At 36.4% G+C, this 23,295-nt stretch carries 28 protein-coding genes and 1 pseudogene; 8 read left to right on the top strand and 21 right to left on the bottom strand.

The genetic code is table 11. The annotated features are described in order from the left end of the window. Positions 1 to 38: 38 nt before the first annotated feature. From ACIQXH_RS08365 to ACIQXH_RS08395, 7 genes are all read right to left on the bottom strand, one after another. Positions 39 to 467 (bottom strand): DUF2621 domain-containing protein, encoded by a 429-nt coding sequence (locus ACIQXH_RS08365; RefSeq protein WP_403123086.1) that lies wholly within the window; start codon positions 465 to 467, stop codon positions 39 to 41. 84 nt (positions 468 to 551) lie between these two features. Then, positions 552 to 857, bottom strand: coding sequence for a DUF3219 family protein (locus ACIQXH_RS08370; RefSeq protein WP_403123088.1), 306 nt, complete (start codon positions 855 to 857; stop codon positions 552 to 554). 123 nt (positions 858 to 980) lie between these two features. After that, positions 981 to 1,208, bottom strand: a complete 228-nt coding sequence (locus ACIQXH_RS08375; RefSeq protein WP_402991956.1) for a sulfurtransferase TusA family protein — start codon at positions 1,206 to 1,208, stop codon at positions 981 to 983. Positions 1,209 to 1,241: 33 nt separating this feature from the next. Continuing rightward, positions 1,242 to 2,294, bottom strand: coding sequence for a YeeE/YedE thiosulfate transporter family protein (locus tag ACIQXH_RS08380; protein WP_402956419.1), 1,053 nt, complete (start codon positions 2,292 to 2,294; stop codon positions 1,242 to 1,244). 174 nt (positions 2,295 to 2,468) lie between these two features. Next, a complete protein-coding gene (locus tag ACIQXH_RS08385; protein ID WP_402875374.1) occupies positions 2,469 to 2,945 on the bottom strand; it encodes a CcdC family protein in 477 nt (158 codons plus the stop codon). A gap of 113 nt (positions 2,946 to 3,058) precedes the next feature. Then, entirely contained in the window at positions 3,059 to 3,418 is a 360-nt protein-coding gene (locus tag ACIQXH_RS08390; RefSeq protein ID WP_402875372.1) for a response regulator, read from the bottom strand. A gap of 189 nt (positions 3,419 to 3,607) precedes the next feature. Then, a complete protein-coding gene (locus ACIQXH_RS08395) occupies positions 3,608 to 4,315 on the bottom strand; it encodes a cytochrome c biogenesis CcdA family protein (RefSeq protein WP_402875369.1) in 708 nt (235 codons plus the stop codon). Between the two features lie 238 nt (positions 4,316 to 4,553). On the opposite strand from ACIQXH_RS08395, the gene ACIQXH_RS08400 reads away from it, so the two are divergent. Together ACIQXH_RS08400 and ACIQXH_RS08405 are read left to right on the top strand one after the other, a co-directional pair. After that, positions 4,554 to 4,721 (top strand): Spo0E family sporulation regulatory protein-aspartic acid phosphatase, encoded by a 168-nt coding sequence (locus tag ACIQXH_RS08400; RefSeq protein ID WP_402875367.1) that lies wholly within the window; start codon positions 4,554 to 4,556, stop codon positions 4,719 to 4,721. A 158-nt stretch (positions 4,722 to 4,879) separates the two neighbouring features. Then, positions 4,880 to 5,635 (top strand): polysaccharide deacetylase family protein, encoded by a 756-nt coding sequence (locus tag ACIQXH_RS08405; RefSeq protein WP_403123267.1) that lies wholly within the window; start codon positions 4,880 to 4,882, stop codon positions 5,633 to 5,635. 100 nt (positions 5,636 to 5,735) lie between these two features. Here the strand turns inward: ACIQXH_RS08405 and ACIQXH_RS08410 are convergent, their stop codons facing one another. Continuing rightward, complete coding sequence (locus ACIQXH_RS08410; RefSeq protein ID WP_402956417.1) at positions 5,736 to 6,371, bottom strand: TetR/AcrR family transcriptional regulator; 636 nt, start codon at positions 6,369 to 6,371, stop codon at positions 5,736 to 5,738. 111 nt (positions 6,372 to 6,482) lie between these two features. Between ACIQXH_RS08410 and ACIQXH_RS08415 the strand changes: the two genes are divergently transcribed. Beyond that, positions 6,483 to 7,217, top strand: a complete 735-nt coding sequence (locus ACIQXH_RS08415; protein ID WP_403123091.1) for a glucose 1-dehydrogenase — start codon at positions 6,483 to 6,485, stop codon at positions 7,215 to 7,217. 346 nt (positions 7,218 to 7,563) lie between these two features. Here the strand turns inward: ACIQXH_RS08415 and ACIQXH_RS08420 are convergent, their stop codons facing one another. The 6 genes from ACIQXH_RS08420 to yneA form a co-directional block, all read right to left on the bottom strand. Next, a complete protein-coding gene (locus ACIQXH_RS08420; protein ID WP_402875361.1) occupies positions 7,564 to 7,779 on the bottom strand; it encodes a YneF family protein in 216 nt (71 codons plus the stop codon). Between the two features lie 84 nt (positions 7,780 to 7,863). Then, positions 7,864 to 8,304 carry a sporulation inhibitor of replication protein SirA gene (sirA, locus tag ACIQXH_RS08425; protein ID WP_402956413.1) on the bottom strand — a complete coding sequence of 147 codons (441 nt, stop codon included), beginning with the start codon at positions 8,302 to 8,304 and terminating at the stop codon, positions 7,864 to 7,866. Positions 8,305 to 8,574: 270 nt separating this feature from the next. After that, positions 8,575 to 10,581 carry a transketolase gene (gene tkt, locus ACIQXH_RS08430; RefSeq protein WP_403123094.1) on the bottom strand — a complete coding sequence of 669 codons (2,007 nt, stop codon included), beginning with the start codon at positions 10,579 to 10,581 and terminating at the stop codon, positions 8,575 to 8,577. 231 nt (positions 10,582 to 10,812) lie between these two features. Then, entirely contained in the window at positions 10,813 to 11,046 is a 234-nt protein-coding gene (locus ACIQXH_RS08435; RefSeq protein ID WP_402875358.1) for a DUF896 domain-containing protein, read from the bottom strand. 64 nt (positions 11,047 to 11,110) lie between these two features. Then, the gene (locus ACIQXH_RS08440; RefSeq protein WP_403123097.1) at positions 11,111 to 11,767 is read right to left on the bottom strand and encodes a YneB family resolvase-like protein; all 657 of its coding nucleotides are present in this window, start codon (positions 11,765 to 11,767) and stop codon (positions 11,111 to 11,113) included. Between the two features lie 12 nt (positions 11,768 to 11,779). Further along, entirely contained in the window at positions 11,780 to 12,091 is a 312-nt protein-coding gene (yneA, locus tag ACIQXH_RS08445) for a cell division suppressor protein YneA (RefSeq protein WP_403123099.1), read from the bottom strand. A 159-nt stretch (positions 12,092 to 12,250) separates the two neighbouring features. Here yneA and lexA point away from each other — a divergent pair, with 159 nt between their 5' ends. Beyond that, the gene (gene lexA / locus ACIQXH_RS08450) at positions 12,251 to 12,874 is read left to right on the top strand and encodes a transcriptional repressor LexA (protein ID WP_402875352.1); all 624 of its coding nucleotides are present in this window, start codon (positions 12,251 to 12,253) and stop codon (positions 12,872 to 12,874) included. Positions 12,875 to 13,140: 266 nt separating this feature from the next. Beyond that, positions 13,141 to 13,428 (top strand): hypothetical protein, encoded by a 288-nt coding sequence (locus tag ACIQXH_RS08455; protein ID WP_403123102.1) that lies wholly within the window; start codon positions 13,141 to 13,143, stop codon positions 13,426 to 13,428. A 171-nt stretch (positions 13,429 to 13,599) separates the two neighbouring features. On the opposite strand, the gene ACIQXH_RS08460 is transcribed toward ACIQXH_RS08455, so the two are convergent. Continuing rightward, a complete protein-coding gene (locus tag ACIQXH_RS08460) occupies positions 13,600 to 13,836 on the bottom strand; it encodes a GlsB/YeaQ/YmgE family stress response membrane protein (RefSeq protein WP_402875429.1) in 237 nt (78 codons plus the stop codon). 759 nt (positions 13,837 to 14,595) lie between these two features. Here ACIQXH_RS08460 and ACIQXH_RS08465 point away from each other — a divergent pair. Beyond that, positions 14,596 to 16,092, top strand: coding sequence for a peptide MFS transporter (locus ACIQXH_RS08465; protein WP_403123105.1), 1,497 nt, complete (start codon positions 14,596 to 14,598; stop codon positions 16,090 to 16,092). Between the two features lie 92 nt (positions 16,093 to 16,184). On the opposite strand, the gene ACIQXH_RS08470 is transcribed toward ACIQXH_RS08465, so the two are convergent. Then, on the bottom strand, positions 16,185 to 16,793 hold the full coding sequence (locus tag ACIQXH_RS08470) for a VanZ family protein (protein ID WP_403123107.1): 609 nt from the start codon (positions 16,791 to 16,793) through the stop codon (positions 16,185 to 16,187). Positions 16,794 to 17,161: 368 nt separating this feature from the next. Here ACIQXH_RS08470 and ACIQXH_RS08475 point away from each other — a divergent pair, with 368 nt between their 5' ends. Further along, the gene (locus ACIQXH_RS08475; protein ID WP_403123109.1) at positions 17,162 to 17,437 is read left to right on the top strand and encodes a YqhV family protein; all 276 of its coding nucleotides are present in this window, start codon (positions 17,162 to 17,164) and stop codon (positions 17,435 to 17,437) included. A gap of 226 nt (positions 17,438 to 17,663) precedes the next feature. Here ACIQXH_RS08475 and ACIQXH_RS08480 read toward each other — a convergent pair. Next, a pseudogene (locus ACIQXH_RS08480) lies at positions 17,664 to 18,355 on the bottom strand (N-acetylmuramoyl-L-alanine amidase). Between the two features lie 254 nt (positions 18,356 to 18,609). Continuing rightward, positions 18,610 to 18,876, bottom strand: coding sequence for a CotD family spore coat protein (locus ACIQXH_RS08485; protein ID WP_402875342.1), 267 nt, complete (start codon positions 18,874 to 18,876; stop codon positions 18,610 to 18,612). Positions 18,877 to 19,246: 370 nt separating this feature from the next. On the opposite strand from ACIQXH_RS08485, the gene ACIQXH_RS08490 reads away from it, so the two are divergent. Then, positions 19,247 to 19,624, top strand: a complete 378-nt coding sequence (locus tag ACIQXH_RS08490; protein ID WP_402990991.1) for a PH domain-containing protein — start codon at positions 19,247 to 19,249, stop codon at positions 19,622 to 19,624. Positions 19,625 to 19,936: 312 nt separating this feature from the next. Here the strand turns inward: ACIQXH_RS08490 and ACIQXH_RS08495 are convergent, their stop codons facing one another. The 3 genes from ACIQXH_RS08495 to glnA all read right to left on the bottom strand — a co-directional run bounded on the left by ACIQXH_RS08495 (position 19,937) and on the right by glnA (position 23,280). Further along, complete coding sequence (locus tag ACIQXH_RS08495; protein ID WP_403123111.1) at positions 19,937 to 20,383, bottom strand: hypothetical protein; 447 nt, start codon at positions 20,381 to 20,383, stop codon at positions 19,937 to 19,939. Between the two features lie 402 nt (positions 20,384 to 20,785). Beyond that, positions 20,786 to 21,274 carry a GNAT family N-acetyltransferase gene (locus ACIQXH_RS08500; RefSeq protein ID WP_403123113.1) on the bottom strand — a complete coding sequence of 163 codons (489 nt, stop codon included), beginning with the start codon at positions 21,272 to 21,274 and terminating at the stop codon, positions 20,786 to 20,788. A 671-nt stretch (positions 21,275 to 21,945) separates the two neighbouring features. Beyond that, positions 21,946 to 23,280 (bottom strand): type I glutamate--ammonia ligase, encoded by a 1,335-nt coding sequence (gene glnA / locus ACIQXH_RS08505; RefSeq protein WP_403123118.1) that lies wholly within the window; start codon positions 23,278 to 23,280, stop codon positions 21,946 to 21,948. Positions 23,281 to 23,295: the final 15 nt, after the last annotated feature.

The raw sequence follows: 23,295 nt of genomic DNA on the forward strand, positions 1-23,295 counted from the left end.
AAAAAAGGCACACTCTAAAGAGTATGCCCACCCTGCCTTCAGCTAAATAAATGCTGATAGGGATCCATATTCACTTGTCGCTCCGTCAATTTTTTTTGTAAAAACTTATGATCTCGTTTAGGTGTGGCAATGATATACCCACGAATCACCAAATCTTCTGTTATATCCGGTGCATTTTCTTTCAAAGCCAATTCACCGATCTTACCAGCGATTTTATGACGGGCCACATCACGAAAAAGTTCCGGTACAGGGCTTACTAAATCTTCAAGCAAATCCTTTTGCTGTTGTGACCATAAGTGGTTCGTTTGTTCCAAGTAATACTCTTCCCAATCCATATCTGATTTCCCGTCTTCTTTCGGGAATCTTTTTAAAAACTTCCGAAACATGAAAAAGCCACCAATGCTCATTAACGTTACTAAAAGGACTACCCAAAAAAGGATAAACCATAAAAACCAGCCTCCTAGCAAAGAACCACCTCGTATGTATAAATTAATTTATCGTTACCATTATTATAGACAGTAACCCATTTCTTTACAAGGCTGGTAATGGAATCAATCTTGAGAATCTACTTCAATTAACGTAAGGGAAAAGTCTCCCACAGCATTTTCTTCATATAAATTCGTAAGCGATGTTGAATAGTTGAAGATTTCTGCCCGGTATTCTTCTCTTGTCTCAGGAATCTTTAAATCAAAAACCATTTGATAGAGCAGCGTTGTGATATCATGATACTCCTCGCTCGTTACTTTAAAATCAAAACTAACCTTTCTAAGTTCTCCGCTTTCAGGGTTCTTTATAGATTCGGCATGAAAATTTGTGACCTGCAGCGAAACATCATTCAATACAACTTCATCAACCATTTCATTAACAACTCCTTAGTATATTAGATTAAAGTTATGTTACCACTCCGACTGCTTAACGCCAACGATTTAGCTTCAAAATAGAAAAAAACGTGCCAGGGAATCCCTGGCACATTTTTTCTATTAATTCCCTTTTTTAACGATTATACGCCATTGAGCGTCATCGACTTGTTCAAATTCCGTAATTTCATGACCTTCCGTTGCAGCCCAGCGAGGGATACTTTCCGTTGCTTGGGTGCAATCGAAATTGATGATCAATTCTTCCCCTTTTGTCATACCTGCAATTGCTTCTTTTGCTTCTACTAATGGAAACGGACAAACCATTCCTGATGTCTCTAATACCTTTGCCATTTTACTCCACTCCTCTAATTAATGTGATAAAACTCAGGCAGCCTTTGATGCGCTTGAACTCTTTTGTTTACGGATGATAGTGAAATAAGCCGCTACCCATGTTCCTAATAAGAAAAAGACAATCGCGACCCAGCCTTGCCACGCAAATAATGCTGAGTTAACCAGTCCATTACCTATGGTACATCCGCCTGCGATACTCGCGCCAAATCCCATAATCACTCCACCAAAAGCATTATTACGCAATGTTTTCATATCAGGCAGTCTCCAACGGAATTCCCCGCTGCCTTTGGCTGCAATGAAAGCACCCAAGAAAATGCCCAATACTAAAAATGTACCCCAATCGATGAGCGCATCATCTCCTGTGATAAGGAACGTTAAAATATTCGCAGAAGGTGTAGTAATCCCTAAACCGAACATTCGCCCGGTCATCGCACTTAAAGGCCAAGCCACGATGGCAATAAGTCCTACCAATAATGCAGTGACAAAGGGATGCCAGCGTTTTTCAAATAAAATATGAGCCAATCCAGTTTTTTTCGGTTTCATCTTGAACATAGGAAGTTTAGGCTTTTTAAATTCCCTGATGACCAAGATACCAACTATGATTATCAAAACAATGACCAATAACCAAGGTGACACATTCAACGTTTCATGAATATACGTATCACTCGTACGATAAGAAACCAGATGATCCCCTGTAGCTTTCCACACGCCGTACTTCGTCATTGCAGCTCCAAGCATATAACCGAAGAGTGCGACCCAACTACCGATCATACCCTCTCCTGCCCGGTACCATGTTCCTGTCGCACAGCCTCCTGCAAGAACCATCCCGATACCGAATATAAAGCCTCCGAGGATGGTTCCTAACCAGGGAAAACCATCATTACCAAATTGAATGATTCCTGTATCCCGTAGTGCATACACACCAACGCTTTGTATCGCAATGACAATGAACGTAGCTAAAAACATTCGCCCGTCTTTCGCTATAAGCAAATCACGATATGCACCAACAACACAGAAACGGCCTCTTTGAAGCACAAATCCTAGTAGTAAACCACAAATAATCCCTAACACAATCATTTGTAACATAAACCGTTTCCCCCTTAAGTAAACAACAATAATATTAATATAATATAATTCGCATGAAATTACTATGATTTTTAATGAATTTCTCCTCTAACCTAATTTTGAATAGAACAACTAAGTGTTTTTACCAAACAAAAAAACCACATGTGTCAACATGCGGTTTTCACTGGGTAAAAGTCAAATCATCTTACCTTCACTAAAAGAAGCTGCTTTGACTTTTTTATATTGGTAAAGCATCACAACTCGCCAAGGAACAATCATACCGAAAGCAAGAAGGAAAAACATCCCACCAAGCACTCCAATTTCAATCGTGCTCCCCAAAATCAATTTAGCTACCAAACGTATTACCATAATACCGATTAAAATAAAAATAAATGCTTTGGAACGCTGGATATATATTTGTTCATCACGCACTTCGAATTTCGAAGTCTTGATTAATAAGATAGAAAATAACATACCAGCTATAAGAGCTTCTAAAAGTTCAGAACGTGTTACTTGAAACATCGGAAAAAGAAACATCAAAGCTCCTGTACTCATGAAAAGAGGCGGTAGTATAATCTTTTTCGCATTCACCGGTCTTTCCGTTTCCTTCATACGCAACTTAAAAACAACTAAAGCCATCAAAATAGCCATTCCTGTTGTTATATATATCATTTAACTCATCCTTTTTAGCTAATAGTAAGTAGGTACACACTAAGAAAACTATATAATAATTATAACCTTAAACAAAGTATATAGTACCTAAATCAGATTAACAAGGCGAGTATTTAATCCAATACCCTATTAACGGCATCCAAGACTCGATTCTCATCAAAAGGCTTTACAATAAAGTCCTTTGCTCCAGCCTCAATGGCTTCCACAACCATTTTTTGCTGCCCCATAGCTGAGCACATAATAACCATTGCAGAGGAAAACTCCTTTTTTATTTCCTTAACTGCATCAAGCCCGCTCATTATGGGCATTGTTATATCCATTATGACTAAATCGGGATTCAGTCTTCGATATAGTTCAATCGCCTCTTTTCCATTTTCACCTTCACCAACCACTTCATGGCCTGCTTTAGTCAATATATTTGAAAGTGTCATTCTCATAAATTTAGCATCATCAACTACTAATAATTGGGCCATAGCCGCTCCTCCTCATTTCAAACAACAAGCAGAACAAATAAAAGATATTCAAAGTTATATATTCCTAGAATATCTAACTTAAGTCCTAAAATCAACGAATTTTATAACTAAAGGCATAAAAAAAGGGGCCAAAGACTCAATAAAAAGCCTATACAATTCAAAAAATATATTTTTTTACATGAAAATGTACTAAAATCCAATAAACCCACCGAATAGTGTAGTTAAAACGGCAATGATTTTAGTCATCCAATCAAAAAATAAGATAATCCCCATAACAATCATTAAATAACCGCCAATTTTCATAATGTACTGACTGTAGGTTTTTATCCATTTTAATTTCCCTACAAAAAAGGATAAAACAAAGAATGGGATGGCAAATCCTAATACATAAGCAATCATATAGTTCATAGCGGCACTAGGATTTGTTACCCCTAGCGTCATGACAGTACCTAAAAGGGGACCCGCACATGGCGTCCACCCAGCTGCAAAAGCAAGACCAATAAGAATCGATCCCAAGTAACCACCAGGCCTGTTCTTAAATTCAAACCGGCTATCCTTCATTAAGGACTTCGGTTGGAAGATTCCCACTATGAATAACCCAAAAAGGACTATTAAGATGGCACCAATTTGACGAATTAACTCTTTATAATCCGAAAAGAAAGAACCTAAATATGTAGTACCGAATCCTAGCGCTATAAATACCAACGAGAAACCTAGCAAAAAGAACAACGTATGCAACATGCTTCTTTTTTGCAGCATAGTATTATCCGACTTGATTTCTCCCACGCTCATACCTGTGATGTATGATAAAAAAGCAGGATATAACGGCAAGCAGCATGGAGAAATAAAGCTCAAAAATCCAGCTCCAAATGCTAAGAAAATATTAATTTCATCCAAGACTTCCACTCCTATGTAAGACAACCTATAAACATTGTATCAAATTAGATAAAAAAATACATTTTTGGAATTGATAATTTTTCGTGACACCTGAAAAAGCTAATTAAAATGATCTTTACCCATAAGTGAAAAACTTATTTGATAACAATTCATCAAGGCTTTATAATTGTTATATTCATACATATTTTACAACAAATCTAAAAAAACGCCAATGCATTCGGATTAGAAAGGAATAGCTATGTTAAAAAGTAATGAATGTCTTGAACAAATCGAATTAAAACGAAGTGAACTTATTACTATAGTGGAGCGAAATGGGTTAAGTTCACATCTTGCCATCGAACTTAGTCAACAGCTTGACCAATTACTCAACATCTATCATGAAAAACATTATAAAACGGGTACTTGACTAAAGTGATACTGGTTTCAGTATATGACGTATATTCATCTTCATTCCTCAATGACGTGCACTTATTGCTTACCTCTCTTCTTCTCATTCCTAATCATTAATAAATAAAGACAAACTCCGCATAATAACATGTATAACCGTATTTCCTGGAGGAAACTATTGTGAAAACTTTATTTATTGCCCTATCCCTCATTATTTTGTTTCCTGCCTCGTATAACGAGTCCCAGGCAGCAACAGACAGCAGAGCAGTTTACGAAAAAACAGGAAATGTTATTTGGGAAGTGAATACTCAAGAAAAAATCGTTGCCATTACATTTGATGATGGGCCCCATCCAGACTATACTCCTCAGATCCTGGATCTTTTAGCAAAATATAATGCAAAAGCTACTTTTTTCGTAGCGGGTAATAAAGTGAAGAGCTACCCAGATGTTTTAAAAAGAGAGATTAAGGAAGGTCATGAAATTGCCAACCATACTTATACTCATCCATATGATAGGAATATAACTGCTCATAGACTATCATCGGAATTAGATGATACGGATAAGATTATATGGGACCTTGCACGATATAAACCCTCTCTTTATCGTCCTGTAGGTGGTTTCCATAATGACACAATCATCAATACTGCGGTTAATAAAGGATTTAAAGTGGTACTCTGGTCTTGGCATCAGGACCCAAAAGACTGGGCTAGGCCTCCAGCCAATAAAATATCAAACCACATCATTAAATCCTTGCGACCCGGAGATATCATTTTACTTCATGATTGGAGTGACCGCCCCCAAACAGTTCGTGCTTTAGAAACAACACTAGCTTATCTTTATAAAAATGGTTATGAATGTGTAACCGTATCCGAATTATTGTATCGTTCAAACCTTACCTTACCTGAATTTTTCAGGGTTTTCCCATTGAAATAGGAAATATAATACGTTTTATTTATTCGGTCAACACTAGTAATAGGCCACTCTAATCAAATCGATATGTCACCCCAGTATCAGTTAGGATGTTTCAACCAATTTAAGCCCTTATATAGTGGAGGAACATCTCTTTTAAAAACTGTTGCTGATCAATGGGGGTAATTCCCGAAGATGGTATAGCTACCTTTTCATGCAAAGTGATTCTCGTTGAAAATATGCTAAAACAATTTGTTATTGTTTGAAGAGCTAGCTCCATATTTATATCCGAACGGAGAGAGTCATCTTCAACCCCTTGCTTTATGATTTTGAAAATTTCACGCGATAACTCTTTTTGTATGTCGATATAGGATTCAATATTTTCTAGAGGCTCGTTTTTATATGAGGAATAGCTTTCAAAAGCCTCACGAAATAAGGTGACTTTTCTAGCTGGTCCATTCGCGATCTCTAAAAAATATTCGAATAACTCTTCAAATTTTTCGTATGCGTTCTTTTCTGAATCGGCAATCTTTTTTAGGTCGTCTTGGAAATTACTTAAAATGAATACAGCAACCTCAACGATTAAATTTTCTTTTTTAGGAAAGTAACGAAATAAGGTGGCTATACCGACATTTGCCTTTGTAGCGACATCTTGCATCTGTACATCATATAATCCTTTTTCTGAAAATAATTCCTCCGCTGCAAGGATTATTTGTTCTGTCCGATGCTTTTTATTTTTTTCTCTAGTATTTGAACTCACGATTCATCGGTCCTTTCTCCTATTGCTTGATATATTCTGTTAAATAGTATAAAATAAAAATGCATAAAATGATAGTTCAACTATCAAAAAAATAATAATGAGGTGTTATTTATGGAAAGGTTATTAAATAAAGTAGCGATTATCACTGGCGCAGCAGCCGGCATGGGTGCGACTCATGCGCGTAAATTTGTTGAAGAAGGCGCAAAAGTTGTTTTAACCGACTTAAATGAAGAAGCCGGAGCAGCCCTAGCGAAAGAACTAGGCGAAAACGCCATATTTATTAAACAAGACGTTTCTAGCGAAGCCGATTGGCAGACTGTCGTTAGCGAGACTGAAAACACATTTGGCCCAGTAAACATTTTAGTAAACAATGCAGGAATAAGCCTTAATAACTCCATTGAAGATACAACCTTGGATCAGTACCTTAAAATCGTAAAAATTAACCAAGTATCTGTATTTTTGGGAATGAAAACCGTTGTTTCATCCATGAAGAAAACTGAAAACGGATCAATCGTCAATATTTCTTCAATGAACGGGCTAGTGGCTGGTGCAATTGGTTATACGGATACAAAATTTGCCGTTCGCGGAATGACAAAAGCAGCCGCAATTGATTTTTCACGTTATGGAATCCGCGTGAATTCAGTACACCCAGGTGTGATTGAAACACCAATGGTAACCCAAGGCGATGCTGTTGAAGTCATCAAAGAATTTGCCAAACATATTCCTCTTAAACGCGTGGCACAGCCAGAAGAAGTCTCCAATCTCGTTCTTTTCCTAGCTTCCGAAGAATCAAGCTATTCTACAGGAGCTGAATTCGTAATTGACGGCGGATTAACTGCACAATAATAGAAAATGACACATACAACACAGGTTGCCCCCTTTTATCTTGGGGCAACCTATTTTTCATTTAATGGCCATTTGAATGGGATCCCTTCTATCTCCTCTTTCCTTTCTGTATACTTAAATATAAATTTTTTCCAGTCCTGGCCCGTATAACTGATTCTTCTTCACGCAAAAAACCCCCTTCTCTGGTAGATTTCGTCAGAGAAAGAGGTTTCGGATCGTGATGAAAGATAAAGCAAACAAAAATTTATGATGAAAGATTACTCTGTAATGCATTTTATGATTTGCTCATCCTATAATAGCCATAATCAATCGATTAAAAATTAGTGCATAGCGATTTTCATGCTATTTATTTGGTTTGTTGTTTATTCATAGCACTCATCATTTGATTAATTTTCTTTTGGGACGGTTTCATACCCATTTGCATCATCATCATTTTCAACATTTGTTCGTTAATTGGCGGATTTTTCTTTAAGTAATCCATCATGTATTTACGAGCGATGAAAAATCCTAGCACTATTCCCAAAATCAATGCTAGTACGCCAACTAGAATGTAAACCCACATACTATTTCCTCCTTCATGTTGTCTAACATCAGTGTACTAGACCAAATATTATTATACAATACCCGCTAGCGAAAAGTCCCCCATTTAGACAAATTTTCTTTCTTTAATCGGTTTTAACCAACCATACTTTTCATGTTCAAAATCAATGGCTAGAAAACCTGGTTCGCATTTGCGAATACATTCAAAGAAAGCAGTCTCCGCTTCAACGTCACCCTCAGATTTAAGTATTATGGATTCACCCTCAATAGTTAAGGCCGCCTTGCTTGTTCCACTTGTTTTTTCTAAATAGTATTTACCGTTTTGCGACCAAAAATTCATCTTTTTCTTTAACCGCTGTTCAATAACAGCCTGCAATTGGATTACGGGAACTGTCTTGGTGACATATTCGATTTGTTTTTGCAAAATACTCCTTAGTCCACCCTTTGCTTGAATATACTCCAAAAACAAATTGAAGAAAAGCTTTTCCCTACCATAATAATGATGGGCGAATTCATCTTCAATCAAAAAAATCTGATAGGTTCTCATTAGCCTATACCTCCCTAGGATCTCAATTTATGAACAGATATTAAAACGTAATGGCTTTTGCCATGAACCTTTATAAACCTTTACCCATTTGACACATTTAATCGATAATTAATTATTCTTATTATATCTTGACAAAACAACAAGATATGTTGTTTGCTGGAGAAATTTTCATCTTTTTTTGTCGAATGGGATTTTTTTAAATAAGTCCTCATTTACTGATATAAGAAAAACTGACACCTCATAAATAGGTGTCAGTCAGGTCTTACTCAATTATTTAACAAGCATCTCTTTCACACGAGCTACTACATTTTCAACGGTAAAGCCGAATTCTTTCATAATTTTACCGCCTGGAGCTGAAGCGCCAAAATGATTAATGGCTAAAATTTCACCTTCATCCCCTGTATAACGGTCCCAGCCAAAAGGTGAAGCCATTTCGATAGCCAGACGTTTTTTGACAGCCGGGTTGATTACACTTTGTTTGTATTCCTTGGATTGAGTTTCAAAACGATCCCACGATGGCATGCTGATAACGGAAACTTCAATTCCTTCCTCCGACAATGCTTGCTGTGCTTCGACAGCTAGATGAACTTCAGAACCAGTAGCCAGTAGCAATGCATCCGCTACTTCTTTTTTAGCGTCTGATATAACATACGCACCTTTTAACACACCTTCATAAGCAGTTTCTGATGTGTTTTTGATTGTCGGTAACCCTTGTCTTGTTAACACAAGTGCCGTTGGTTTATCTTTAGACTCAATAGCGACCTTCCAAGCTGCTGCAACTTCATTACCATCAGCTGGACGAATCACACCAAGATTAGGCATGGCACGTAATGAGGCTAATTGTTCGATAGGCTCATGTGTCGGTCCGTCTTCACCAACAGCGATACTGTCGTGAGTGAATACATATGTTACAGGAAGTCCCATTAAGGCAGCCATTCGGATGGATGGACGTAGATAATCAGAGAATACGAAGAATGTTCCACCGTAAACCTTGATGCCACCATGTAGCGTCATCCCGTTCAATGCTGCTCCCATAGCGAATTCACGTACACCAAACCATATATTACGTCCACTATAATTTCCAGGCAATAGATCTGTAGCACCTTTGATGGATGTATTATTTGATCCTGCTAAATCGGCTGAACCTCCAATAAGGCTAGGTAGTTTTTTCGCTAATGCATTCAATACTTCTCCACTGGAAGCACGCGAAGCCAATGTCTTGCCTTCTTCATAAACTGGAATTTCCTGATCCCAGTCTGCAGGTAGTTCACCTTTTATAGAAAGCTCCAGCTGTTCTGCGAGCTCAGGGTACGCTTCTTTATATTTATTAAAAAGTTCATTCCATTCTTGTTCTTTTTTATTTCCAGCTTCTACACATGCTTCATTAAAGTGTGCATATACTTCATCCGGAACATAAAAGTCTTCTTCGAATGTCCATTTGTAAGCTTCTTTTGTCAACTTCATTTCATCAGCACCAAGAGGAGCACCGTGAGCGGCAGACTTACCAGAGCGGTTAGGAGAACCATAACCGATTACTGTCTTCACTTCGATTAAGGTTGGACGAGCTTCATCAGTCTTTGCTTCTTCAATGGCTTTTGCGATTTGTTGTAAATCGTTGCCGTCTTCCACTCTCAGATACTGCCAGCCGTATGATTTAAAACGGTCTGCTACACTTTCACTGAATGATTGGCTAAGATCTCCATCAAGAGAAATATCGTTTGAATCATATAAAACGACAAGTCTTCCTAGTTGAAGATGGCCTGCTAAAGAAGCAGCTTCAGCTGAAACGCCTTCCATTAAGTCTCCATCCCCACAAATACTATATGTATAATGATCAACTACATTATAAGAATCACGATTGTAGCTTTCAGCCAAGTGACGTTCTGCCATTGCCATACCTACAGCCATTGCAATCCCTTGGCCAAGTGGTCCAGTAGTGGCATCTACACCAGCAGTATGTCCGTATTCAGGATGCCCAGGAGTTTTACTTCCCCATTGACGGAAACCCTTTAAGTCATCCATTGTCAAGCCGTAACCTGATAAATGCAGGAGACTGTATAATAGCATGGAACCATGTCCTGCCGATAAAACAAAACGGTCTCTATTAAACCAATCAGGATTTTTCGGGTTATGATTCATATAATCAGTCCACAGCTTATATGCCATGGGAGCTGCACCCATAGGCATGCCTGGATGACCTGAATTAGCCTTTTCAATTGCATCGATCGATAATGTACGAATTGTATTAATAGAAAGTGCATCTAATTTATCTAACATGTGTAAAACATCCCTTCCTGTAGTGTACCTCTTTATATTATATTGACTAACTTAATATCACAACTAAAATAACCATTTCTTGCACAGCTAATTCAATTTTCTACTAATTAAGGATTTACCAAGGTTAGGTTAAACCAAAAAAGAGAATACATACATCGATGCATTCTCTTTTTTCACTTTACATTCCTCATGAGTAATCCTAATGATGGGGCCATCATCAGTCCTTATTGGTTAATGTAAACCTTTTTTTTCTTTAATGTTTTTTATTTTTTGAGGCGTGACATCATTACCTTCTGGATCGATAACTTTAACATTTTCTAGCGTATCAGCCATTGAACGTCTAAATGTCTCCAAATACTCACTTCGTAAGGAAGTTTGCTCTTTCGCCTCTTCTACAGTTAAGCCCTCTCCCTTAGCTTTTTTAGAAAGTTCATTGATACGGGCCATTTTTTCTTTTGATAGCATAATTTTTCTCCTTTATATATACGGATATTGACATGGTATTAAAAAAAAAGTGAAATTACAAGTTCTATGATTGATTCTCCGGTGTACCTTGCTGGTATTCCAAGAATCTGCGGTGTACCGTTGCTTTTGACACTTCATAGCCAAAGCCTCTCAGTGTTGCCGCAATCTCCGCAAAAGTTAATCCATTCGAACGCAGTTTCACAATTTCTTCTATGGGTACTTCTTTACGATCCCTACCAGTGGAGTTTCTTTGGTTCTTCAGGTTTTTCTGGGGCCGGTAGCCATTTTCAACGGCCCTAAGCATACCACGTTTAATTTTCAGGTTATGTAGTTTACGTTGATATTCTTCTACAATACCAACAATTTGGATAACCATGGCATCAGAGTCCGATAACTCTAATTCACCATCATGAGAAAGTGTGAAGATCTTCACTCCTTCTTTAAGTACAACATGAAACAAGGCAATTTTAGCATTACCTCTTCCCAACCTAGTTTCATCTTGAATCAGGAGAACATTCGCTTCCTTTGTCTTAAAAAGATCAAGCATGTCAAATATCCCGTCACGGTTCAGTTCGTAACCACTTGCCTGCTCTCTTATTATTGAAACGACTTCCATGTCATTATGTTCTGCTAACTTTACTAATTCCTCTTCCTGCCTAGCTAGCGAGGTTTCCTGCGTTTCTTTTTCTGTACTTACCCGACAATAGATGACTGCTTTCATATGAACCTACCTTTACTGCTTACTAGCCAAACTTTGGACTACTTTTTCACTTTCAACTGGTATGACAATGATTTGACCTGCCTTAATCGTATCCGCCCTTACACCGTTATACTCTTCTATCCAACCAATGAATTCTTTTTTTGTCAATTCGGTTTGACCATATTCTTCTGAAATCTCCCATATAGTATCACCTTCGTTAATTTCAATCGAAAGGAAATCCCTATTTTGATTACTATCTAATGTGAAAGAGAATAAAATAGACAAGATAAATACAAATCCTGCTAATAGAATCGTATAAATATTATTTTTGCAAAATGTCTTCATTAATATCCCTCCATAGCGAATGTACGTTCGTTTTTAGTTGATGATTGAATTATAATACGAACGTTTGTTTCAGTCAACAACCAAATTCGAACTTATGTTTGTATAGCATGGAGAGCCATGCTATAATATAGCAAAGAATTATAGAGAAGAGGTGCGTATATGACTAAACTATCAAAACGGCAGCAGGATATTCTTGATTTCATAAAAGATGAAGTTCGTCAAAAAGGTTATCCACCTTCCGTTAGAGAGATTGGCGAAGCTGTGGGACTTGCATCAAGTTCGACTGTACATGGACATTTATCTCGTTTGGAAAGCAAAGGCTTAATCAGACGCGACCCAACTAAACCAAGGGCCATTGAGATTTTAAATATAGAAGAATCTAATAACATTCCAAAAACAAACGTAGTTAACGTACCACTTCTCGGAAAAGTAACCGCAGGTATGCCGATAACTGCCATCGAGAACATAGAGGAATACTTCCCTCTTCCTGAAAGTATGGTTCCACATGATGATCATGTGTTCATGCTTGAAATTATGGGTGAAAGTATGATTGAAGCAGGAATTCATGATGGAGATTATGTCATTGTAAAACAACAAAGCAATGCCAATAACGGAGATATCGTCGTGGCCATGACGGAAGATGATGAAGCCACCGTTAAACGATTCTTTAAGGAACCGGATTACATACGGCTTCAGCCAGAAAACTCCAATATGGAACCTATCATTCTAAGAGATGTAACCATTCTTGGAAGAGTGATCGGGCTATATAGGCAAATTCATTAAAAGCGCGCAAATTGCGCTTTTTTTTTATTATTTTAAGTCTATGTATTTCATCCCATGTATATGACAGAAAGAATACTATAATATTTTAATAGAGATGTTAGTCGATTAGATTAAGCCACTTAACTTACATGTTATGATGAATCTAAATATAATTGTAATATCAAAAGAGCTTTGATCAATAAACCGAGTCAAATAAACAAGGTATAATTCTTTTATATCCGGTGAAATTAGTTCAATAGACATTTCTTTTTGAAAGTGGTGTTACTATGGATTTTCCGACGATACATACGAATTTTTGGGATGCTGTAATTGCCATTCCAACTATCATGATTTTGACTCAAATCATAAAATACCTCTTTCCTATCCCCCGAAGTTACGTACCCACTATTGCTTTATGTCTTGGTTTAATCCTTTCTATATTCATAAGCCATCGGCATCACTTGACTACTGGGATTTTTATGGGATGGTTTTACGGATACGCCAGTATCGGTAATTACGCCGCACTTAAAACAGCTTTAGTTTCTTTTAGGAACTCTGATAATCATTCGGATTGATTAAACACTGATGGATTCTTCGATCGAAAACCTTTATTTTATTACGCAAAAAAACTGTCCAGTATTGTTGAACAGCATTTTCAAGCAATAATGGACACATATAGATCAGCTTTCTCTAAACCATCTACACGTGATTCTGGCAAATTCATTCAATCTTGTACCCTCTGCTTTCTACCTCCATCTTGTATTTCTCATGATAATGGATACAATAAACACAACAATTATGGCACCCAGTAACGCAGGCACAATGTAAAACCCTTCTGTCTCAGGTCCGATTGGCCCTAATATTGCAGTACCAAGCCATGCTCCAACAAATCCAGCAATGATATTTCCAATAATTCCACCCGGCATATCCCTTCCTAAAATCAGACTTCCCAGCCATCCAATTATTCCACCAACAATTAACATCCAAATTAGCTCCAAAAATAACCACCTCCTTTCTCTAAAATTTATGAAATTTTTTTATTAATAGAACAGACTTGTGACTAATGAAAATCACTTTAAGCTCCTCAGTCAATAACTTATCGGCTGTTTATATACTTCTACCTATATAGGTACTATAAAAGGCCGCCCTAAAAAGGCGGCCTTTAGTGTTTTAATCTTCCGTTTTCCCTACTCCAAAAAAACCATCCGGTAGGAATGATTGAAAATTATTATTTGGTTATAATAATAAATACCGCCAGACAACTGCAATTGTCTGGCGGCACCACATGGTAAAAAAGAAAACAATTAAATTGCTTTCTATACCAGAATAAGTATTTTAGCTTCTTTTGTCGATATGACAATATTCCTATTTTCAATATTTCACACTATTTCCTACTATATTTTTTAAAATTTCAACCTTATTCATCATCATTTTTCCTACACATTCATTTAAAATCAGATTTCCATAGTTAGTTGAATGGTCTTACAATTCGAAATTCTAATTTACCGTTTTTTGGATTTATATCAGACTAAATAGTACTTTTTCATTTCAAAGTGGATTTAATCGAATTTTAGACTCCTAATATATACCTTATTACCTATTTATGCTATTTCAATAGTCCTGTATTTCACAAAAAAAGGATATAAATACACCTTATTAAGAACTATTGTTAAAATACACTAAATATTCTTTACAACTGCTCTAAGAAAAGTTATTATACTATAATAAAAGGAGGAGAATGTATGTCATCATCAATAAATAAACAGAAAATTTTGGATAGCATTCCTCAAAAAGGTTTTTTCGGAAACCCTAAAGGGCTATTCACACTTTTCTTCACGGAGTTTTGGGAGCGCTTCTCCTATTATGGTATGAAGGCCATTCTTGTATACTATATGTATTATGAGGTATCTAAAGGTGGACTAGGTCTTGATGAAAAAACATCTCTAGCCATTGTATCCATCTATGGATCGTTAGTATATATGTCCGGAATTATTGGTGGCTGGTTAGCCGATAGGATTTTCGGAACACAAAAAGCCGTTTTTTATGGCGGTATATTGATTATGCTTGGTCATATTGCACTTGCGATACCAGGTAGCATATCCATGTTCTTCGTTTCCATGATACTAATCGTTATAGGTACAGGTCTTTTAAAACCTAATGTATCCAGTATTGTTGGAGATCTATATGCGGAAGACGATAACCGTCGAGATTCGGGTTTCAGCATATTCTACATGGGAATAAATACGGGTGCATTCATTGCTCCGCTTATTGTCGGAACAGTTGGAATGAAGTACAATTTCCACCTTGGATTCGGTATTGCAGCCGTTGGTATGTTTATTGGATTAATCGTCTTCATGGCTACAAAGAAAAAAAATCTGGGACTTGCAGGAATAACCCCTGTCAATCCTTTGGCTCCGAATGAAAAGAAATCTGTTTACACCAAGATTGGGCTAGCTATTTTAATTATTGCCATCATTTGTGCAATCGCTATCTCAAATGGTCTCTTAACACTTAATAGCTTTATCGGCCTTGTTGGTATTCTTGGAATTCTTATTCCTACCATGTATTTTATTGTCATGTACCGTAGTCCGAAAACAACAGCTGTTGAGCGTTCACGTTTACTAGCCTATATCCCTTTATTTATAGCAGCTGTCATGTTTTGGGCCATCCAAGAACAAGGCTCAACTATTTTAGCAAATTATGCTGATAAACGGACACAGTTAGAATTTGCAGGTTTTCACATTTCACCAGCATGGTTCCAATCTTTAAACCCATTGTTCATCATTACTTTAGCTCCTTTATTCGCATGGTTATGGGTTAAATTAGGGAAACGTCAGCCAACTATACCTCAAAAGTTTTCAATTGGCCTATTCTTTGCTGGTCTATCATTCCTAGTAATTTTGGTTCCCTCTTATTTTGGAGGAGCCGGTTCATTAGTTAGCCCATTATGGCTTGTACTTAGTTATTTCCTTGTAGTAATTGGAGAGCTATGCTTGTCACCTGTTGGTATGTCAGCTACCACTAAACTTGCTCCATCTGCGTTCTCAGCACAAATGATGAGTTTATGGTTCTTAGCCAATGCAGCAGCACAAGCATTAAATGCTCAAATTGTAAGATTTTACTCTGCGGACACAGAAATGGTCTATTTCGGGGCTATCGGAATCACTTCATTGATTTTAGGATTTATCCTATTGGCAATATCACCAAAGATTCAAGGCTTTATGAAAGGCTTACGTTAACAAATGTAAAGCCAGCTTCTCCTATCATGGACAAGCTGGCTTTTTTTGTTTTTCGTCAAAACTGTATGTTACTGGACCCTACCGGATTTTCATTATGCATTCCGCTTTGCGGGGATAATATCTATCACTTTCACGAACCAACGATACAAGAAATATCCCAAATATACCCCAATAAGGTTCAAGATCAGATCGTCTATATCCAAACTTCCTCTTTGAAAAACATACTGGCATATTTCTATGATTGAGATTGAGAAAAAGGGAATAAGAAATCTTGGAATACCGGTCATCTTTTTTCCCTTTCTGGATAGCAGGTACAATCCAAATGGAATGAATAATCCTACATTTGCACTTAGATTATAAAAAGAAACAAGCCAATTCGAATCACCAGTTAAATAAGGGCTGATTGTAGATAACGGGATAATATTATACGAATATTCCTGTCCTTCAGGTCGGAAGAAAAGTAAAACTAGCAAAGAGAAACTATAACCACTTATCGCTACCTGCCAATACAATCGGGGTAGTTTTATTGTTTCCCCCCTGACCAATAAGACGATCATCAACACAGAGACTACAATACAAACCCATACAACCATGATCACCCAAGGGTTCAAATAGAATAGGAGTTGAAGAAAAATAGGTAGACCACCGAAGAATAACCCCTGTGAGAACAGAAGCGTAAGCAATAGCGTTTTATAAGTCATATGGGGCCCTCCTTCAAACGAATACCATTACATCCTAGGCTATTGAGGACATACCGTCAATATGAAAGATATAGCGCTTGGTACAACACTCATAAGATTTCCTACTTTTTCTCTCCGTTGACATACTCCTTAACACGTAATTTCTGACCGACTTTTATTATATATATATATATATTGGTATCTATCGGCTATCGTACTGTTTAGCCAAGAAAGATACCGTGTCACCTGACTTCCACCTGACCCCCTTCATAAAGTCCATAACGATGGGTTTTTTCAAATGGAACGACCACCGGGATAGGATAAAGTTGTCCTATTTTTTAAAATAGATTCATAAGATAAACGTGCACAAAAGTTCGGAGGGGAAAATCATGTTTATAGCTTTTGAAAAAGCCGTTCTTATAATGGGTTTACTTCGTTTGCTTTCGGGAAGTATAGAAATATTCGCAGCTATACTCATGTTAAGACTTAATGATATCGAAAAAGCGTTGGTTGTGAATAGTTCCCTCGCACTCGTTGGACCTATAATACTTATTAGTACAACAGCTGTTGGTTTATTCGGGATGACCGAAAAGCTTTCCCTCTTTAAAGTTTCATGCATCTTAATAGGAGTGACCATTATATTTATTGGAATAAAAAGCGAATAATAAGCATAAAACAATCATTCTCAATAAATGGGATTGCCCATGATAAAACATTTCGGCACCTTTTTGATTTCACCAACGATATTTTCAGATTATCTACATATATGACAGCCATTTCTACAATTCACTTAATCAACTTCTTTAATCTCAATAAGAGAAGGGATTAGATATGGTGTGTAGTGTGGTATCTCGAAGTACTTGATAATGTTTCATTCACCATCCAGAGCTATCATTTCACTCGCAGTTTTTGACCGATTTCAAGGTAATTGGGTTTAACCTTAGGGTTCAGAGCTAAAAGTTTAGACACACTTGTTCCATATTTTATGGCAATGCTATAAAGAGTATCACCCTTTACAATCGTGTGAGTGTTACTTGGTACCTCCTCTTTCCTTTTCAAATTGAATGATTTAACGATTCCATTGATATGTCCTTGAGCCAAATTTTCAATAAAAGCACTCTTTTTCAACTTAGAGGCATCAGAAACATTATCGATGAAGCCATTTTCAGTCAATAAAGCAGGCATAGTGGATTCCCGAAGCACATGTAAATTTCCCGTTCTTTGCCCACGATCTTTCAAATCCACAAGTTTCAGAATTTCAGCGTGGATATTATCCTGGTACTTTTTAGTAACCTGATTAGTGGATGTATAAATATAATCTTCATATCCTTGTCCACCACCGGCATTAATATGGACGGACAAAAAGAAATCAGCTCCCCAAGCATTTGCTTCGTTTGTCCGTGCCGATAAGGACGGATACGTATCTCCTGTACGACTCATCTTTGTCGATACATTCTTATACCGTGCAAGAAACTCCCTGATTTTTTTAGCAATTTTTAATGTAAGATCTTTTTCTTTCAATCCATTTCCTATAGTGCCTGAATCTTCCCCCCATGACCTGGATCAATATATATTTTCACCATAATTATCACCTCCTATTAATTCTATGTATGTCCCCTATAAATGCTTGTACATATGTCATTTGATTACCCTCAAAGCAGTGATACACGACTAAAGAACTTGCATAATACAGGGATGGCCCTTATTAGAATGACAGTACAGCATATATTCTTTTAAATTCAAATGATTATTAAATAAAAGTATGTTCTACTCTTTGAAACTGACTACTTCTTAAAAAGAAAAGGCGCTCATGTCTGATGAGTGCCCTACATGTTAATTATCTATTCCAAAACGGTCTGCAACGATTAGAGTTATTAACATTGCTTCCGCAGTCTAAATTTTCTTCCACTGTTTCATATACTTCCCGTTCCCTTACAGGATAATAATGTTCATTTCTAACAATGGTTCTATTTACATTGATAACTTCAGTAGGGTGTATATGCTTCACTACCCGTCGATTCACTCTGGTATTAACAACCGTTTCAGTTGGGCTAGTAATCACTTCTTCCCTTTGTTCACGGCACTTCCTACAATTACAACTCATTATAAAATCCCACCTTTAATTAGTTTTAGTACTTACAGTGTAGCTTATGAAGTAAGGTGGTAACTTGTACTAAACGAATACACTAATTTTTATATTGGTCAGGATAATATAAATGAAACCACTGAATAAGTCATTACTAGTCAAAAATAGATCATTTGTATTTATAATCAAAGTAATACAAGAATAAAGGAAGTTATACGGTTCCCCTCAACAACACTGCCAATTAAAGATAAAATGACCAAAATTGCCCGCTTACAATACTAATTCAATAGTGCTACTATTTATTTAGGTTTTTTTACCTATTTTAAATATAAGTCAAAAATTAAACACGGATTTTTAGAGTAAAACCAAGTTTTAAGGAGGAAATAGCATGGGATTCTTAGATGGATTAATCGGTAATGCTTCAACGATAAGTAAAGATGAAGCAATAAAAGAACTAGAACAGATTCTAGCGAATGGTGAGGATGTAGATGCTGCGTTTAAATTAATAAGAGATTTGATTGTATTTACAGACAAACGCCTTATATTAGTGGATAAGCAAGGAATTACTGGAAAAAAGGTAGAATACCATTCCATACCTTTTAAAAGCATTTCCCATTTCAGCGTAGAAACTGCTGGACACTTTGATTTAGACGCAGAATTAAAAATATGGATTTCAGGTGCACAAACACCAGCTGTATCGAAACAATTCAAAAAAGATAAAAGTATTTATGATATTCAAAAATTATTAGCTGCAGTCTGTGGGTAATTCAACGAATATTGATTAGCATAGTTGAAAGAACAAAGGCTTGTTTTGGGGACTCTTATATGGAAGAAAGTAATATTTAATATCAGTGAAATTAACACCAGCTTTCAGATGATAACCAATAGAAAATTGCCGAACTGTATACAATCCTGGTCTCTCGGGCTTTATGCTTGTTCACCCTTTGCACCTCCCGTTAAAAAAAACGGTTTTTTCGGATATAATATGTAATTTATTCATTATGATGTATACAATAAGTAATATATGCACGTAAATCATTACTTATTGTATAGCATCTAGAACAAATTGCTTACATATCTATTCAGGTTTAATTTCAATTGTAAATGAGCCTTCTTCTTTAAGTATCTTCATATAGCGATTATCATATTGATCCTCTTCGTACCAAGGTACATAAATATTTTTTAGGGGCTTTTCATCTGTATCTAATAGTTGGATATACATAATGTCATGGTAATTAAATAATCGCCCTAGAATATTAGGTCTGTCTTCCACCTTATTACTTGTAGGATTATTAATATATGCACCAAGAAGATCATCATTATCCGTTGGGGAGTATTCAAGTTCTGTTTGGTGCGTATATGAAATTTCTAAATCTATACGGCTGCTATGATAAGAATTTTCTAATGCATGATCATCCTTTAAAGGTGTTAGTTCAGCATATGTTAGACCTAAAACACGCTCTGTTGGAATGACAATTGATTCACAATTCTCAAAAACCACTTCTATGTACTTAGCATTATCCATTTGAGCTCACTTCCTTTTTATTATCTATATAGGTAATTATAACAATAAAGGTAAAGTAAAATGTGATTTATTCATACAATCCCTTTCTTCCTAAACTTACTTGACCTTTTTAATTCACGATGACACTTAATTTTAACTTTACTTTATAAGAAGTCGTGTGAAACATACTTAGAAAGTATCAAAGTTAATATAAATAAAATAAAATAAAGCCCGTCAGATAAAGTAGAAGTTCAGTTGTGCCATTAAAGCGCCCTTTTATGGAATAACCAAACAGCTTCTTATAGCTTATTTAGTCTAATAAAAGTTCCATAAAATACTGAAAAGAAAACAATAAAAGGAGGTAGGTTATTTTAATAAATCATCGACCATGAGTCTCCAAATCATGTGATGATAGCCTTCGTCTCAATAATTCTCTAAGAAATAATCAGGATCTCCATATTTCTTTTTCCAGATTTTTTGTGCACTTATATATCCACTATCTAAACAAAATTCTTCTATACCCTTATTATGCAGTGTCAAATATATTTTATTTAATAGTAAATTACCTATACCCTTCCTTTGGTAGTCAGGATCCACAAATACTGTACCCACCTCGTTTAGATTTTTTAAAGCATTATCTGTACATTTACTTATAAGATCGCTTGCTGCACCGTATTCAATTGTACCGATTATTTTATCTCCATCTAAAGCAATCAGAAAAAATCGTTTTTCACCATTACTTTCCAAGTCACTTTCTAAGTAGGTTTTCTTAGCTTCAATTTCGTTTTCTATGTCCTCTAGCTTATCCCCTATACCTTCTTTAATAAATATATCAGTTATTACTGTTCTAAAAAATTGATTTAACTCTTTTATATCCTCAGTTCTTGGCCTTCTAATCTCTAAGTTAAGCACTCTAGAGCCTCCTTAAACTTAATACCAATTATTTAAAATTACTGTTAAGGACTTAATCATTTTTTTCAACAAAGGTGTTTATCATATTACAGATAAGCGCCCTTTAACAGAATAACAAAGCAATTCCAAGGTTTGTTTGAGTAAATATTTGCTTAATCCCCATTTGTTAAGGTTACATGTTCATCAATTGCACATTTTATATTTTCTTTAATGTTATAAAAATGAGGGGCGATCTTAAAAATAGAGTTGAAATATTGAGCCTAATCTACCTTTCTTGCTTATATGATTGATATTGATATTCTATTTATTATCCTTTTTTCCTCCTATTCTTATTTACCTATCCTGCTCGGTTAGTTGAATAGAGGGAAAAATAATATAGTTAAAATAAACCCCTATTATCGGCATCACCGAAGAAAAAACGAATAACATCTTTCACTAAGATTAAAGTTCAACTCTCAACTTATAAGTTGAGAGTTGAACTGCGACATAAAATTGATAGTGAATACTGATGTAGTAGGGCTAAAGGTTAAGTGAACAATTTCGGTGCATATATAAACAAAGTTTTGTCGTGAGTGTGGGTGTTTTGTGTATTTAAAAAGTAAACATAAATATAAAGTATTCACCCACAAAATAAAAACCCTCAACGCTTAGAGCGTCAAGGGTTCAAAGAATTAATACGTGCTCATATATTGTTCGCGTTCCCAAGGGTGAACTTGTGTGCGGAACATATCCCACTCGATTTCTTTTGCTTCGATGAAGTGTTCAAGTAAATGGTCACCTAGAGCATCCTTGATGACTTTATCCGCTTTTAATGTTTCTAATGCCGCGTATAAAGTAGATGGAAGATCGATGATGCCTTCTGCTTCACGTTCTTCTTTGTTCATGACATAGATGTTACGGTCCACTGGAGCTGGAGGAGTCAGATTATTTGCGATTCCGTCAAGACCTGCTTTTAGGATGACCGCAAGTGCAAGGTATGGGTTTGCTGCTGGATCGACACTACGTACCTCAACACGAGTACTTACTCCACGTGAAGCCGGGATACGGATTAATGGGCTACGGTTTTTAGCGGACCAAGCAACATAGCAAGGTGCTTCATAACCAGGTACTAAACGTTTGTATGAGTTAACAGTTGGATTAGTTACCGCTGTAAAGTTTGGTGCATGTTTAATGATACCCGCGATAAATTGTTCAGCTGTTTTGCTTAATTCTAATTTACCTTCTTTATCGTAGAAAGCATTTTTGCTTCCCTTAAATAGAGATACGTTACAGTGCATACCTGAACCATTCACACCGAACAATGGTTTTGGCATGAACGTTGCATGTAAACCATGTTTACGGGCAATCGTTTTAACGACCAATTTGAATGTTTGGATGTTATCACAAGCTGATACAGCGTCTGCATATTTCCAATCGATTTCGTGTTGTCCTGGGGCAACTTCGTGATGCGATGCTTCAATTTCAAAGCCCATTTCTTCCAGTTCAAGAACGATATCGCGACGGCAGTTTTCCCCTAAGTCAGTAGGTGCAAGGTCAAAGTATCCACCTTTATCATTTAATTCTAGAGTTGGTTCGCCTTGAGCATCTAGTTTGAATAAGAAGAATTCAGGTTCAGGTCCTAAGTTAAAGTTCGTGAAGCCCATTTCTCTTGCTTCAGCGAGAATTCGTTTTAGGTTAGCACGAGGGTCCCCATCAAAAGGTGTTCCATCTGTATTGTAGATATCGCAAATCAGACGAGCAACTTTACCTTTTTCTGATGTCCAAGGGAAAACCACCCATGTATCTAAATCAGGGTACAAATACATATCTGATTCTTCGATGCGTACGAAACCTTCAATGGAAGATCCGTCAAACATCATTTTATTATCAAGTGCTTTTTCCAATTGACTAACTGGAATTTCTACATTTTTGATTGTTCCTAGGATATCAGTGAATTGTAAACGAATGTACTTTACATTTTCTTCTTTTGCTAAACGAGTAATATCTTCACGTGTAAACTTTGCCATTTTCAATTCCCCCTA

The organism is Peribacillus sp. NPDC097225 (assembly GCF_044761955.1).
In the GTDB taxonomy this organism is placed as follows: domain Bacteria; phylum Bacillota; class Bacilli; order Bacillales; family DSM-1321; genus Peribacillus.

Coding starts and splice junctions, on each gene's coding strand:
- ACIQXH_RS08390 (WP_402875372.1), bottom strand. CDS start 3,418: ATGGCCCAATTATTAGTAGTTGATGATGCTAAATTTATGAGAATGACA.
- ACIQXH_RS08495 (WP_403123111.1), bottom strand. CDS start 20,383: ATGGATAATGCTAAGTACATAGAAGTGGTTTTTGAGAATTGTGAATCA.
- ACIQXH_RS08475 (WP_403123109.1), top strand. CDS start 17,162: ATGTTTATAGCTTTTGAAAAAGCCGTTCTTATAATGGGTTTACTTCGT.
- ACIQXH_RS08455 (WP_403123102.1), top strand. CDS start 13,141: ATGGATTTTCCGACGATACATACGAATTTTTGGGATGCTGTAATTGCC.
- glnA (WP_403123118.1), bottom strand. CDS start 23,280: ATGGCAAAGTTTACACGTGAAGATATTACTCGTTTAGCAAAAGAAGAA.
- ACIQXH_RS08435 (WP_402875358.1), bottom strand. CDS start 11,046: ATGCTATCAAAAGAAAAAATGGCCCGTATCAATGAACTTTCTAAAAAA.
- ACIQXH_RS08375 (WP_402991956.1), bottom strand. CDS start 1,208: ATGGCAAAGGTATTAGAGACATCAGGAATGGTTTGTCCGTTTCCATTA.
- ACIQXH_RS08385 (WP_402875374.1), bottom strand. CDS start 2,945: ATGATATATATAACAACAGGAATGGCTATTTTGATGGCTTTAGTTGTT.
- ACIQXH_RS08380 (WP_402956419.1), bottom strand. CDS start 2,294: ATGTTACAAATGATTGTGTTAGGGATTATTTGTGGTTTACTACTAGGA.
- ACIQXH_RS08485 (WP_402875342.1), bottom strand. CDS start 18,876: ATGAGTTGTAATTGTAGGAAGTGCCGTGAACAAAGGGAAGAAGTGATT.
- yneA (WP_403123099.1), bottom strand. CDS start 12,091: ATGAAGACATTTTGCAAAAATAATATTTATACGATTCTATTAGCAGGA.
- ACIQXH_RS08420 (WP_402875361.1), bottom strand. CDS start 7,779: ATGTGGGTTTACATTCTAGTTGGCGTACTAGCATTGATTTTGGGAATA.
- sirA (WP_402956413.1), bottom strand. CDS start 8,304: ATGAGAACCTATCAGATTTTTTTGATTGAAGATGAATTCGCCCATCAT.
- lexA (WP_402875352.1), top strand. CDS start 12,251: ATGACTAAACTATCAAAACGGCAGCAGGATATTCTTGATTTCATAAAA.
- ACIQXH_RS08440 (WP_403123097.1), bottom strand. CDS start 11,767: ATGAAAGCAGTCATCTATTGTCGGGTAAGTACAGAAAAAGAAACGCAG.
- ACIQXH_RS08470 (WP_403123107.1), bottom strand. CDS start 16,793: ATGACTTATAAAACGCTATTGCTTACGCTTCTGTTCTCACAGGGGTTA.
- ACIQXH_RS08490 (WP_402990991.1), top strand. CDS start 19,247: ATGGGATTCTTAGATGGATTAATCGGTAATGCTTCAACGATAAGTAAA.
- ACIQXH_RS08415 (WP_403123091.1), top strand. CDS start 6,483: ATGGAAAGGTTATTAAATAAAGTAGCGATTATCACTGGCGCAGCAGCC.
- ACIQXH_RS08400 (WP_402875367.1), top strand. CDS start 4,554: ATGTTAAAAAGTAATGAATGTCTTGAACAAATCGAATTAAAACGAAGT.
- ACIQXH_RS08460 (WP_402875429.1), bottom strand. CDS start 13,836: ATGTTAATTGTTGGTGGAATAATTGGATGGCTGGGAAGTCTGATTTTA.
- tkt (WP_403123094.1), bottom strand. CDS start 10,581: ATGTTAGATAAATTAGATGCACTTTCTATTAATACAATTCGTACATTA.
- ACIQXH_RS08370 (WP_403123088.1), bottom strand. CDS start 857: ATGGTTGATGAAGTTGTATTGAATGATGTTTCGCTGCAGGTCACAAAT.
- ACIQXH_RS08465 (WP_403123105.1), top strand. CDS start 14,596: ATGTCATCATCAATAAATAAACAGAAAATTTTGGATAGCATTCCTCAA.